This is a genomic window from Microbulbifer variabilis ATCC 700307, assembly GCF_000380565.1.
In the GTDB taxonomy this organism is placed as follows: domain Bacteria; phylum Pseudomonadota; class Gammaproteobacteria; order Pseudomonadales; family Cellvibrionaceae; genus Microbulbifer; species Microbulbifer variabilis.
The window spans coordinates 174,910-188,261 of record NZ_AQYJ01000023.1; the positions used below are offsets into that span (position 1 = coordinate 174,910).

General features: G+C 44.4%; 13 protein-coding genes and 1 pseudogene. All 14 read right to left on the reverse strand.

All coding sequences use genetic code 11. The features are described 5' to 3' along the window. Window positions 1-34: 34 nt before the first annotated feature. The 14 genes and pseudogenes from G367_RS0105980 to G367_RS0106050 all read right to left on the reverse strand — a co-directional run bounded on the left by G367_RS0105980 (window position 35) and on the right by G367_RS0106050 (window position 12,694). Window positions 35-682: a NuoB/complex I 20 kDa subunit family protein gene (locus G367_RS0105980; protein ID WP_020412204.1), complete on the reverse strand. Its 648-nt coding sequence runs from the start codon at window positions 680-682 to the stop codon at window positions 35-37. Between the two features lie 19 nt (window positions 683-701). Further along, window positions 702-1,115 (reverse strand): NADH-quinone oxidoreductase subunit A, encoded by a 414-nt coding sequence (gene ndhC / locus G367_RS0105985; RefSeq protein WP_020412205.1) that lies wholly within the window; start codon window positions 1,113-1,115, stop codon window positions 702-704. 401 nt (window positions 1,116-1,516) lie between these two features. Further along, window positions 1,517-1,755, reverse strand: a pseudogene (locus G367_RS0105990) (hypothetical protein). 579 nt (window positions 1,756-2,334) lie between these two features. After that, window positions 2,335-2,955 (reverse strand): class I SAM-dependent methyltransferase, encoded by a 621-nt coding sequence (locus G367_RS0105995; RefSeq protein ID WP_020412206.1) that lies wholly within the window; start codon window positions 2,953-2,955, stop codon window positions 2,335-2,337. 571 nt (window positions 2,956-3,526) lie between these two features. After that, window positions 3,527-4,081, reverse strand: coding sequence for a hypothetical protein (locus G367_RS0106000; protein ID WP_020412207.1), 555 nt, complete (start codon window positions 4,079-4,081; stop codon window positions 3,527-3,529). 268 nt (window positions 4,082-4,349) lie between these two features. Beyond that, window positions 4,350-4,772: a hypothetical protein gene (locus G367_RS23230; protein ID WP_020412208.1), complete on the reverse strand. Its 423-nt coding sequence runs from the start codon at window positions 4,770-4,772 to the stop codon at window positions 4,350-4,352. Next, entirely contained in the window at window positions 4,762-5,592 is an 831-nt protein-coding gene (locus G367_RS0106010) for a CPBP family intramembrane glutamic endopeptidase (RefSeq protein ID WP_083922684.1), read from the reverse strand. The genes G367_RS23230 and G367_RS0106010 overlap by 11 nt, the downstream gene beginning before the upstream one ends. A gap of 722 nt (window positions 5,593-6,314) precedes the next feature. Further along, window positions 6,315-6,911: a hypothetical protein gene (locus G367_RS0106015; RefSeq protein ID WP_020412210.1), complete on the reverse strand. Its 597-nt coding sequence runs from the start codon at window positions 6,909-6,911 to the stop codon at window positions 6,315-6,317. A 774-nt stretch (window positions 6,912-7,685) separates the two neighbouring features. Continuing rightward, window positions 7,686-8,201, reverse strand: coding sequence for a hypothetical protein (locus tag G367_RS0106020; RefSeq protein WP_020412211.1), 516 nt, complete (start codon window positions 8,199-8,201; stop codon window positions 7,686-7,688). Window positions 8,202-8,994: 793 nt separating this feature from the next. Beyond that, window positions 8,995-9,198 carry a cold-shock protein gene (locus tag G367_RS0106025; RefSeq protein ID WP_020412212.1) on the reverse strand — a complete coding sequence of 68 codons (204 nt, stop codon included), beginning with the start codon at window positions 9,196-9,198 and terminating at the stop codon, window positions 8,995-8,997. A gap of 621 nt (window positions 9,199-9,819) precedes the next feature. Then, window positions 9,820-10,242, reverse strand: a complete 423-nt coding sequence (locus G367_RS0106035; RefSeq protein ID WP_020412214.1) for a GNAT family N-acetyltransferase — start codon at window positions 10,240-10,242, stop codon at window positions 9,820-9,822. A gap of 18 nt (window positions 10,243-10,260) precedes the next feature. After that, window positions 10,261-10,680 carry a hypothetical protein gene (locus G367_RS0106040; RefSeq protein WP_020412215.1) on the reverse strand — a complete coding sequence of 140 codons (420 nt, stop codon included), beginning with the start codon at window positions 10,678-10,680 and terminating at the stop codon, window positions 10,261-10,263. An 837-nt stretch (window positions 10,681-11,517) separates the two neighbouring features. Continuing rightward, on the reverse strand, window positions 11,518-12,057 hold the full coding sequence (locus G367_RS0106045; RefSeq protein WP_020412216.1) for a hypothetical protein: 540 nt from the start codon (window positions 12,055-12,057) through the stop codon (window positions 11,518-11,520). A 154-nt stretch (window positions 12,058-12,211) separates the two neighbouring features. Beyond that, window positions 12,212-12,694 (reverse strand): YcxB family protein, encoded by a 483-nt coding sequence (locus G367_RS0106050; protein WP_020412217.1) that lies wholly within the window; start codon window positions 12,692-12,694, stop codon window positions 12,212-12,214. Window positions 12,695-13,352 lie beyond the last annotated feature (658 nt).

The window sequence follows — 13,352 nt, forward strand, 5'->3', positions numbered from 1 at the left end:
GTTATTGTGTTGTCTGTCAGCGGCAACAGTGTGGCTATACAGTATCTGGTGAGCGCAAAACATCTGCGCGCATGCGCTCCTCACGGTGCAGGTCACGTTGGCTTTGTTTGGGGATTTTCCTCGTACCCTGCTCATCCACCACCCAGCTAAAGCTGCGTCTCTCTGCGGCAACTGATTTTTGTAAAAGAGTAAGTCCCTGTAGCAGAGCTTCTGGTCGGGGTGGACAGCCCGGTACATACACATCTACCGGAAGGAATTTATCCACACCCTGTACAACGCTATAAATATCGTACATTCCACCGGAGTTGGCGCAGGAACCCATGGAGATAACCCACCGAGGTTCAATCATCTGTTCGTACAGGCGCTGCACTACCGGAGCCATTTTCAAGAATACAGTTCCGGAAATCACAATAAGATCAGCTTGACGGGGTGTAGCGCGAATAACTTCTGCGCCGAAGCGAGAAATATCATGACGGCTGGTAAATGCGGTAGCCATTTCCACATAGCAACAGGAGAGCCCAAAATTAAATGGCCACAGTGAGTTTGAACGACCCCAAGCGACAAGCTCTTCCAGTTTTGCAAGCAAGATATTTTTCTTTAGATCTTCGGCTATTGCACCGTTTTCCGTTTGAGAAGAATCGGCGGCAATTACATCTTGGGCTTTGCTTAACTGCCAACGCATAGCATATTCCTATGAGTGCTTATTGATGATTTTCGCGATCAATCAGGCTCTTTTGATGGCCACCCCATTCCAGCGCACCCAGTCGCCAGAGGTATATCAGGCCCACCAGCAAGATCACAATAAACACGGTGGCTTCGATAAATCCAAGTAGTCCTGTTTCATAAAATGCAATAGACCAGCTAAACAGATAGATAGCTTCCAGGTCGAATACGATGAATAAAATGGCAACCAGATAATAGGCAACAGAAATACGTAATCGGGCACTACCTTGAGAAATAATGCCGGATTCAAAGGGCTCGTCGGTGGCGGGGTCTCTGCGCTTCTGGCCAAGGAAATAGGAAAGTCCCAGCATCAATACGATTAATGCAAGCACGGCCAGGCAGTAAACTATTAGTGGCCATACTTCCGGGTTGAACTCTTCTGGATAGTTCAACGTATTTCTCCCCGATTTTCTTCTGGGCCTGAGCCCGGGTTAACCACTGATACTGCGACGAAATTTACAGCGCAAAAATATTGAATGGGGATGCTTTCAGGCAAAATGAAAGCTGATTGAATAAGATGTTCTTATTCTCTGTTTATGGCTATATCTTGGGCGCTTCTATTATGGGCCCATACATATAACTGATCGTTCACTGTTTATAAATCGTTGCGCCACCAAGCGCCAGTACGGCCAAGGAACTTTTAATTCTTATGCACCCCGTTCTTATGAAAGGTGATTCTGTAAAAATAAGCGTCAGGTGGAATTTTACGAAAATTGGGCAATAAAAAGAGGGCTGAGCCCGCTAGCCAGATGTTTAATGCATTGTAGGGATTAATGTAACTCCCACCTTTGGATCAAAGGATACTCATTTCCATCAGCTGCTGCTGTAGGCGCTCCTGGGCACTTTTCATGTGGGTGAGTTTATCTTTTTCCTTGCCGACAACTTCAACCGGTGCTTTTCGACAAACTTCGGGTTATTGAGCTTGCTTTCGACGCGAGGGAGATCCTTGGATAATTTTTCGATCTCTTTTTGCAAGTGTGTGCTTTCAGCTTTGACATCAATCAGGCCGGCCATAGGCACCAGCAGTTCCATATCGCCCACCACAGAGGAAGCCGCTAGTAAAACTACGAGCTGACGAACAGAAACATCCTATAAGGTTTAGCCAGGAGGTGCGGTGGCCCAGGACACCGAAGCCATGTGGCCTAACGGGTAGAGTCAATGATGCAGTTGTGTAGTGAAAGTTTACGTTCTTATCTGGGGGATCTGCTTAACTTGCCGCTATGAAGCTGTCAGTATGGCCGCTGACTCATAACTAGGCCTAACCTGATAGCCACCATCGCGGGGATAGACATAAGTGGTGAGATATAGCAGCGCCTCGGTCAGTAATGATCAAGGCGATTAAACAGAAGTCAGCCGATGGCATAGTAGCCAAATGCCAAGATGAATACCTTGATCATGGTGAAGGCCTAAACCCAAAATCCACGCGTTAAAAGACAGGGCTAGCCTACCGATATGTTTCCAGTCTGATAAAGTTGAAGTAGCGCACTGCCATGACACTTAAATCAAATGAAGAACTGCTCAAGGCTATCGTTGGGCAGAGATGTATTACGGGTAGGAAACTGCCCATGGTGGACACGTATGATGGGTAGTATGAGGGACGGTAGCCAGAAACTACCGGCTACCCGATTTAGATTTTTTTCTCGCTACGATGGAGAATATATGCCAATGATGCGGTGTACCATCTGTAGTTTCTCCTGAAAGGTCATGTTCAGTCCACTTTAATAGCTCAAAGTTACTGAAGCGTTTTCTTATCTTCGATTCATTCATAACCAGAGTATCACTCCAAAATGCTTCCTTATCATACTCAGGCCCAGCCATTGTATCTTTTGGCCCTAGGAATGAACCGCAAAAGATCCCGCCTTCTAGCAAAGAGTTAGTTATTTTCAACCAAACTGACTCAAAATCTTTTTCAGGACAAAAGAAAAGACTAGCATCAGCAACTACCAGTGAGGACTCAGGATAATTGAAAGTATTAAAACTATCCCTGGATAGAATAACCTGCTCATCATCTTTGAATCGTTTACGACATCTAGATATGGATTCATTCTCGATATCAAAGGCATGAACTGTGAAATCATTACTGCGTAAATAAGCTATATCTGATCCTGCTCCACAGCCACAATCAACAGCAATCTTTCTTCCTTTTACTTCGCTAAGAGCAAAAATTAAATCTTCTCGAGTATCACTATGTTCTGTCGAGTCATAATAGTTGGAGATCTCTCTCGTTGACATTCCCTATCTCCGATGAGTAGAAAATCTAACGTCACCAACAGCGGCCGAGCGTAGTGAGATCCAGGCCCGAAGGGGCGATGCTGTCTTTACTTGGTACGCCCAGCATGGGCGTAAACTAATGGGGCGAAAGTCCCCTGTAGGAAGATCAACATTTAATGCTAACTACTAGCGAATGGCAACTGCAACACCGCGCGCTCTTGTAGGGAGGAGGCTGCTAGCAAGACTATGAGCTGACGAACAGAAACATCTTCTAAGGCTTAGCTTGGAGGTGCAGTGGCCAAGGACACCGAAGTCGGGTGATCTAGCGGGTAGAGTCAATGATGCAGTTATGTAGTGGAATGTCACGCTCTTATTTGGGGAGATCTGTTTAGTTTGCTGCGGTGAAGTTGCCAGCGTGGCCGCTGACTCGGTAGTAGCGCACTGCCATGATACTCAACTCATATGAAGACCTGCTCGACACTATCGTTGGATGGAGATTCATTACGGATAGGGAGCTGTCCATTGCTGGCTCGCACAATGGGTGGTGTGGGGATCGGTAGCTAGAAACTACCGACTACCCGATTTAGGGCTTTCACAGCTCAACCTCTGTTAGTTTGGCCATAAAGTCATTAAAGGAATTTGCCACCGGAATAAATTCATTTCTCAACAGTTCGAATTCGCAATCTTCAGGCAAACTTTCTAAATTGTTTATGACTTGAATTGGTTCAAATTGAGCTAATTCATTAGTTTTCTTTACTTGGCCTCGATCAAAGCCATATTTTTCTAGAGTATTTAACAGTTTCTGGTCGTAGTAACAGTAGCCATACTTCTCTAGCATAAATTTACGTCCAACTATCGAATACATATAGTTGTCATAATAGTAATAGACCTGACCAAAATCTCTTTGGTCAGTGGATATTGCAAAGAGACTACCAAATGATTCTTCCTTATATGCAAAAGACATCATATTGTCAGGAAGAACATCAAAGTTTTCTTTAGAGTTTTCATTAGAGGCAAACAGTTCTGGCCAGTTTAAATTTGAAGATTCATTACCGTCAAAGCGGTCATACCAAACGCCAAAAATGCCAGCCACATTTGCCTTTTGTATGAATGGCAAATCAGTTTTAAGCTGGATTCCAATTTCCAAGTCTTCATCATTAGGCGAAATAAACAGCCGTTTGTTTCTTGTAGAAAATCGCCATATTCCCTTGGAAATTTTTTGTATCCAAATCTTTCTTTAAGACGATTACTAACGTCCAAAATATCATCTGGAGTTAACGAAGGAAATTGAGGTATAACATCTATTTTTTTAAAAATATTTAGATTTCTTTAAAGTGTCCTAACACGGCTAGCAGGGGTAGACGAAGCACGTAGCGGTTTGGCTGCCGCTCTGGCTGGCTTTGTTATGCTAACCACTAGTTAAACTCCCTTGGGCAAGGCTCAGACGCACCTGGCAACATTGTAATAGTGGCGTTTCTATTAAAATCTTTCGAACTACCATTCTTGGTAAGATATGTGAAATACCCCTCTTTATATACACACCAATTCCAGAAATATACCTCTGCACCATGAATCATTAGTGCTTCAACTCTCCATTCCTTGATTTTGGGAAATACTGCCTCTCCTTTATAGTTAGTATCTATACTCATTCTTGTTTTTTCGAACCCGTAAGGATATGCATTTGAGACAAGCGTAACAGTCGCATCCTGTAGCGGCTCACCTGATTCGTTTTGAACTGTAATCATTGATGCTGGCTGTAATGTCTTGTTAATGGGATAACAGCCCGACAACAAAAACATAGCTACCACGATAATTAATTTTTTGATACTAAGAGCCATAACGCCTCTCGAAAGCCCTGCTTCGTCGAACGGTATGGCGAAAAACGAGGTACGCGATAGCGTAGAACACTGCGATACACAAGCCAGTGTCGCTGGCCACCATATCCCACAGCTGTGAGCGCGAACCCGGTTCCGTTAAAAGCAGTACAGGAGCCGCGAACTGGAAGAAGAAGTTGTGAGCAGCGTGGGCGATGGCGGCAACCCAGACTGATCCGGAGCGCATTCTGAGCTCGCTAAATACAAAACTCATGGCGATAACACCGAGGCTATAGATCAACGCCATGAGCAACGTATAATCTGTCTGGTAGAAACCTCCGTAAGCAATGAGTGGAAGATGCCAGGACGCCCATACAAGTCCGCTGACGAGATAGGGGTTCTTAACACCACCACCTATTAACTTTGGCAACAGGAATCCGCGCCATCCGAGTTCTTCCCCAAATGCGCCGATCAGGCCAAGCACTAAGACAGACAGAAGAACAGGGCTGAGTAGGATCAGCTGTTCCAATGACACCAGCGAGAATTGCCGGATATCGAGGGCTGCAGATACCAGACCCGTTAGCAATACTAATAGGAATGGAATTGCGACGGCATAGACGTAGTAGCATCCCTTTCCGATCCGAAAGCTGACATCTTCATATCCAGATTTCAGGATGAGTCTCAGCACTATGGAAAGAGCACCAGGGATGCACATCAGGGCGACTATCCAGAGAGGGCCGAAGTTCCTGACACCCCCGCTGGTGATGATGAACGCCTCAAAGCTCCAACTAATTGCAAGCACTGAGACGATGAAGACTAATGCTTGGTTTCTGTCCCTCATCATACCTCCGTGTATTCAACGGCTAACGCTTTGCACGCAGGCGAGCGAAACGTAGTGTAGCGAGTTCAGCCCGCGCTTTTTGTGGGCGATTGTGTCGTAACTTGGTAGGCCCAGCATGGGCGTGAATTAATGGGCTGAAAGTCCCTTGTAGGAAGATTACAGTTTAATGGGTCCATTAAATGCTAACTATTAGCGAATGGCAACTGCAATACTGCGAGGTCTTGTGGAGAGAAAGCCGCAAGTAAAACTACGAGCCGACGAACAGGAAAATCCTATAAGGCTTAGCCTTCTGCTGTGAAGTTGTCAGCGTGGCCTCTGACTCATAAATAGGCTCAATCGCGCTAGCGACCATCGCGTGGGTAGAAATCAAGTGGTGGAACACAGCAGCGCCTCAATCAGTAGTGATCAAGGTTATTAAGCAGAAGTCAGCCGACGGCATAGTGGCCAAATGCCAAGATTAATACCTTGGACATGGTGAAGGCCTGAACCTAAAATCCACAAGTTAAAAAGACTGGGCTAGCTTACCGATATGTTTCCAGTCGGATAAAATTGAGGTAGCGCACTGCCATGACACTCAACTCAAACGAAGAGATGTTCGACACTATCGTTGTGTAGAGATTCATTACGGACAGGGAGCCGCCCATTGCGGGCCCGCAAGAGGGGTGGTGTGGGGCCGGTAGCTAGAAACTGACGGCTACCTGATTTAAATGATGAAACATGCAAAACTAAATAGTATTTATGTTAATCTTCTTAACATAAATTAATTCACAAGCTCCTTTTCCAGTATCTTCACGAGTTTGTGAACTTTTCCAATACCAATTATCGGTGGTAGATTTTACGTTTACCAAACTCCCTGATATTTCTATAATATCCCCCTTACGAATTTCATCAATGAGGCCTTCTATAGCATCGTTACCAGGAATGAGGTGCATATTCGCACTATGGGTTTCAATTTCTCTTCTAGGTATTGGAAATGAGTCTACCCGCCACCAATAAAATCGACGTGATTGTGATATCTCAATTTTTTCTAGGATACTCTCATCAGACATATTCCCCCAACCTAATACTAAATCAGTAGGTGAAAGCTCTGCTTCTCGACCAGTATGATAGTTTTTCTTTGATAGTACTTTTGCTTTAATTCTAAATTCTGCAATTTCCGTAATATTGTATTTTCCAAAACTGAAACTAAAAATCGAGTCAATTTTATCCTGCTGCGGTAGCTCAGGTGCCATTACACCAGGCCCAAACGACACCTCAGGTGAGTGGTTGTAAAATTTCCAAATTCCACCAACTATCAAAACTAAAAAAAGTGCTTTTTTCATATTTATCTAAGATTCACATAACGCTTAAAGCAAGCGCGTATTTATGCGTCGCCTTTCCTTTTTTTGGTGCGCCCAGCATGGGCGTGGACCAATGGGGTGAAAGTTCACACTAGGAAGATCACCATTTAATGGGTTCCATTAAATGCTAACTACCAGCGAATGGCAACTGCAACACTGCCACTTCTTGTGAGGAGGAAGCAGCTAGCAAGACAACGAGCTGACGAACAGAAACATCCTATAAGATTTAGCCAGGGGATGCGGTGGCCAAGGACGCCGAAGCCGGGTGATCTAGAGGGTAGAGTCAATGATGCAGTTATGTAGTGGAATGTCACGCTCTTATTTGGGGAGATCTGTTTAGTTTGCTGCGGTGAAGTTGTCAGCGTGGTCGCTGACTCATAAGTAGGTCCAATCCGCTAGCCACGATAGCGGGGATAGAAGAAAAGGGTGAAACACAGCAGCGCCTCGATCAGTAATGACCAAGGTGATTAAACAGAAGTCAGCTGACGGCATAGTAGCCAAATGCTAAAATTAATACCTTGGATACGGTGAAGGCCTGAACCGAAAATCTATGAGTTAAAAGACAGGGCTAGCCTACGGATATGTTTCCATTCGGATAAAGTTGAGGTAGCGCACTGCTATGACACTGAACTCAATTGAATAGCTGTTCGAAACTATCGTTGGGTAGATATTCATTGCGGATAGGGAACCGCCAATTGCGGGCCTGCATGATGGTTGGTGTGGGGGCCGGTAGCTAAAAACTACCGGCTGCCCGATTTATGTATTGCTGCACTTTTCTTTAAGCAAGGCTAAAGAAATACCACCGAGCCCTCTGATTCTTTCACCACTATATGTGGTTGAATATCTCATACTTGCAGGATTACCCTGCATGAATACAACCGCTTTCTTTGGAGTGAAATCGTCTGACATTTTGTGATGAGTATTTTCTTCATACACTTCACCAACTCTATAATACAAGTCAACTCCATTTTCTTGTTTCAAGATGTCTTCAACCACACTTTTATAATTACCATCTTCACCAGGCTCATATCTCACAGTAAGGATTACAGTAGCCTTTTCGATCATCTCATCCACTGATAACTCATGGAAATTTGGAGTATTAATATATTTCTTTTTTTCTATGGAGGGAACTTCTGTAATAGTCATCTCGGTATCGAAGTTTTCAGTAATTAATGGAGGTATTACGTAAAACATCCAAGCCGTATATAAAGATAAAGCTGCTACAGTAAAACCTGCACCGAAAACAATTCCTGATAAAAATTTCCTTAGCATTTATTTCCCCTAAGACACATAACGCCCGCTACAATGGCGAGCAACTTGTTGCGAGTCCAGCCGCGTAGCGGCGTATTGCCGACACTTGGTACGCCCAGCATGGACGTCGAATACTGGGGTGAAAGTCCCCTGTGGGAAGATCACCATTCAATAGGTTCCATTAAATGCCAACTACTAGCGAATGGCAACTGCAACACTGGGAGGTCTTGTGGGGAGGAAGCTGCTAGTAAGATTACGAGTTGACGAAAAGAAACATCCTATAAGGCTTCGCCTGGAGGCGAGGTGGGGAAGGTCACCGAAGCCGGGTGACCTAGCGGGTAGGGTCGATGATTCAGTTATGTAGTGAAAGTTCAGGTTCCTATCTGGGGAGATCTGTGTAGCTGTCAGCGTGGTCGCTGACTCATAAATAGGCCCAACCCGCTAGCCACCATCGTGGGATGGAAAACAAGCGGTTAAACACAGCAGCGTCTCGGTCAGTAATGGCTGAGGTGATTAAGCTAAAGTCAGTCGACGGCATAGTAGCCAAGTGCCAAGATTAATACTTTGGACATGGTGAAGGCCTGAACCCAAATTCCAAGATTTAAAAGTCGGGGCTAGCCAACCGATATGTTTCCAGTCCGTTAAAGTTGAGGTAGCGCATTGCCGTGACAATCAACCCAAGACCTGCTCGACACTTTCGTTGGGTAGAGATTCATTACGAATAGGGAACCGCCCATTGCGGGCCTGCACGATGGGTGGTGTGGGGGCCGGTAGCTAGAAACTACCGGCTACCCGATTTATGCTGTTAACTATCTTACAGCGACTTTACATTGTTGGCGCACGGTCCTTTTTGCCCTTGCCCCACAACATATTCTACTTTTTGCCCTTCATTCAGAGATTTGAAACCACTCATTTGAATTTCTGAATGGTGAACAAATAGATCTTTGCTTCCATCATCTGGGGTAATAAAACCAAAACCTTTGTCACCATTGAACCACTTTACCGTACCTGTACTCATACTAAATATGACTCTTTTTGGGTGATTGCTGTTACCTATTTTCGTTATCACCATCACGAAAAAGGTTTCTTAACTATATTTACACATACGCCCAGCACACGGGCGGCCGAAACAGAGCGAAGCGGCGTACAGGCCGTCCTGCCCGTTTTTTTTGCTGGGCTTACGTGCTGCTGCTTGGTGCTCCCAGTATGGGCGGGAACTAATGGGGCCCATTAGATGCTAACTACTAGCGAATGGCAACTACAATACCTCGAGGTCTTGTGGGGAGGAAGCCGCTAGTAAAACTGCGAGCTGACGAACAGAAACATCCTATTAGTCTTGGCCTGGAGGCGAGGTGGTCAAGGACACGGAAGCCGTGTGATCCTGGGGTAGAGTCAATGGTTCAGTTGTGTAGTGAAAGTTCACATTCTTATCTGGGGAGATCTGTTTAGCTTGCTACTGTGAAGCTGTCAGCGTGGTCGTTGATAGAGAAGTAGTGCACTGCCATGACACTCAACTCAAGTGAAGCGCTGCTCGACACTATCGTTGGGCAGAGATTTATTACGGATATGAACCGCCCATTGCAGACCCGCACGATGGTGGGTGTGGGGGCCGGTGGCTAGAAACTACCGGCTACCCGGTTTATATGACTGTAAGCGTCATTTGGTAAAATTTATCATCTTCGCTTTCTGTGACAAACCCTAGGCGACCATAAAGTCTATATGCTGGACTACGTTTAAATACTCGTAGATCAATGAATTCTAGTTGTTTTTGCCTTGCAAGCTCGGTTACCTTAGAGATAACTAAAGCGCCTAACCCTTTGTTTTGTTGATTAGATAGAACTTGAATATCTCGCAGTTGACAGCGATTGTTTTCAAATGAGAGTCTAACAATCCCAAAAACTCCATCATCATTCACTACATCATAATTCTCAAGATTTTCAATTGCACTGCATACATCTGATAAAGTCCAGTCAACGCCATACATGTCATAGTACTCCTGCATGTTGGCAAGAGTAAGTTTTGCAGATTTATCTAAGTCTTTGGTTTTAATAAATTGTATCATTGGTCAAGTTATAACGTCTCAAACACCGGGCGTCGCGACAGTGGCGTCCGAATGATTTGACTTATTCGAAGTGAAGTGGTCAGCAATTTGAGCTTCCACTTCTTTTCTACAAATCTCAATTACTTTATCGCCCACCTCGTCATTGAATGAAGATTTAAATATGCATTGAATAAAAACGCCTTTTTCACCAGAACTAAAAGACACATTTTTGTAGCGAAGGCCCAAAAGATTACTTAAATCTTGATCTTGGAGCTCTACAACTTCTTTTTGAATTTGATGATGTAAATTTCCATTCCAGACAAGGTTAGCTATGACAGGGGCGGCCTTGAGGTTCTCCTCATGATTCTGGCCTCCCTCAACTTGAATAGTATAATTCTTTGAAGTGGATACTTCGCAAGCACCAAGAAAAAGAACGGTTATTAATAAAATGGCCCTCATTTGAAACTCCTTACCTTGGTCTTACCTCTAACGCCTAAAGCACCTGTGACAAAAAGAGCGAAGCAGCGGTTTTGACATCGGGTGCCTTAACTTGATGAGCCCAACATGAGTGTGGACTAATTGGGATGAAAGTCCTATGTAGGAGGATCACCATTTAATGGGTTCTATTAAATGCTAACTACCAGCGAATGGCAACTGCAACACCGTGAGGTCTTGTGGGGAGGAAGCCGCTAGCAAAGACTAACAGAAACATCATACAAGGTTTAGCCTGGATGCGAGGTGGCTAAGGATACCAAAGCAGGGTGATTTAACGGGTAGAGTCAATGATACAGTTGTGTAGTGAAAGTTCACGTTCTTATCTGGGGAGGTCTATTTAGCTTGCTGCTGTGAAGCTGTCAGCATGGTCGCTGACTCATAAGTAGGCCTAACCTACTAGCTGCCATCGTGGGGATAGACAAAAGTGGTGGAACACAGCAGCGCCTCGGTCAGTAATGATCAAGGTGATTAAACAGAAGTTAGCTGACGGCATAGTAGTCGAATGCCAAGATTAATACCTTGGACAGGGTGACGGTCGGAACCTAAATCTATGAGTTAAAAGATAGAGCTAGCCTACCGATATGTTTCCAGTCAGATAATATTGAGGTAGCGTACTACCATGACACTTAACTCAAATGAAGAGCTGCTCGATACTATCGTTGGGTAGAGATACACTACGAACGCCCAGACCGCCAGCCTAAGCCGTGGGACTTTTTATTATGCAACAATGAACTTAGTGAATGCATAAGAAAAAGGCCTGTGGTGTAGGGCTAGTGCATTGTCTTGTTATGTATTTTCAAGTCACCTGACCAGCGACCAACCTTTCTTTCTAGCGCTCTCCGTACAACTCATTCCTATAGCTTGAGAAATAATGCTACATGGATGTGCGAGCTGGAATATTTTTCCGTTTTCGATAGTAACCCTACTTTCTAACCTAGTGCCCATGTATATGCTTTCGAAGGCAAGTCTTTTTCGTCTTTGAATCCTATTTCCATCTTTATCAATAAACTCTAATACTTTCGGTGCCCGATAGTAATCAATAGAACTTTCCTCAAGAGCATCTACAAACTGATCAATATTGATTTCTTGAAATTTCACTTCCTCTTCTTCGCCGAAATCAGAATATTCAAATTCCTCACCAGATAAAGAACCCGTAATAGCATCCACCAAATCATTGTCGAACCAAATTACCCATCCTCCATAGCCCCAAATGTTGGCCTCCATAAATTCGTCAATCTCTTCACTTGTTGACGAGCTAGCCCATCCTTTAGGCTCTCCAATCTGGCTGAATAACTTCAGCTTTGGTAGCTCCTGGGTGTATACCCATAAAGTCACCATCATTCAGAAATTTTAATATTTGAAGTTTCATTTTTTCTATACACTCTTACACATAACGCTTTGCCAACGGGCGACCCTGTAGGGTCGTCGCGTTTGGGCAACTTGTTATGTATTGTATTATCTGCACTGTAGGCACAATTTTAATTTCTTATTGAAATCAATGTTTACCCTTAATCTTGGTTACTATCTCATTAATTAATTCAGCAGGTAATAACGATTTAGACAAGTACTGCTGCCCCCCAGATTTAGCTACCAAAATAAGCCCTAAATCGGTTTCAATAATACGCTCGATATCTGCCCATGACAGAGCTGTTATCGTATAAGGATTCTGTGTCTGGATTCCATCCTTATCTATGGTTAATTTCACTTCACTACCGGCACTTTTCCCAAGCATCTGCCGTGCTAACCACCAAGCTCGTCGAAATCGAATGTGAATCAGTTCCAGCACGCCTAATGCAATTAACGTGCAACTTGCGATCTTAGGTTGCTCAGTAAATAACAGTAATCCCGCACCAGAAGATAATAGTAATGTAGGAAGAAGATAATTGGGCTTGACATTTTTCCCATAGGGTAGAGACTGATCATAGCATTCGGCAAGGTAATCTCTAGATAAGGTAAATTGAGTATTAAAAGGCTGCATAAAAACAACTTATTGTGTCTGGTAAATTTGTCGTAGCACTACAGTGAGTGTCAGGATGATTCTTTAAGCTAATGTCAATTACGCCACATCTTTCAATAAGATCTGACTTAGCCCTACATAACGCCCTGAGCAACGGAAAATTACGGAATCGAAGGCGTAGTAATTTGTCCGCTTGCCTAAATTTGGCACGCCCAGCATGGGCGTGGACTAATGGGGTGAAAGTCCCGTGTAGGAAGATCACCGTTTAATGGGCGCCATTAAATGCTAACTACCAGAGAATGGCAACTGCAATACGGTGAGGTCTTTTGGGGGGGAAGCAGCAATACTACGAGCTGGCGAACAGAAACATCCTATAAGGCTTAGCCTGGATACGAGGTGGCCAAGGACACCGAAGCCGGGTGATCTAACGGGTGGAGTCAATGATGCAGTTGTGTAGTGAAAATCCACGTTCTTACCTGGGGAGATCTGTTTAACTTGCTGTTGTGAAGCTGTCAGCACGGCCGCTGACTCATAAGTAGGCCCAGCCCGTTAGCCACCATCGCGTGGATAGAGAAAAAGTGGTGGAACACGGCGGCGCCTCGGTCAGTAATGACCAAGGTGATTAAACAGAAGTCAGCCGATGGCATAGTAGCCTAATGCCAAGATTAATACCTTGGGC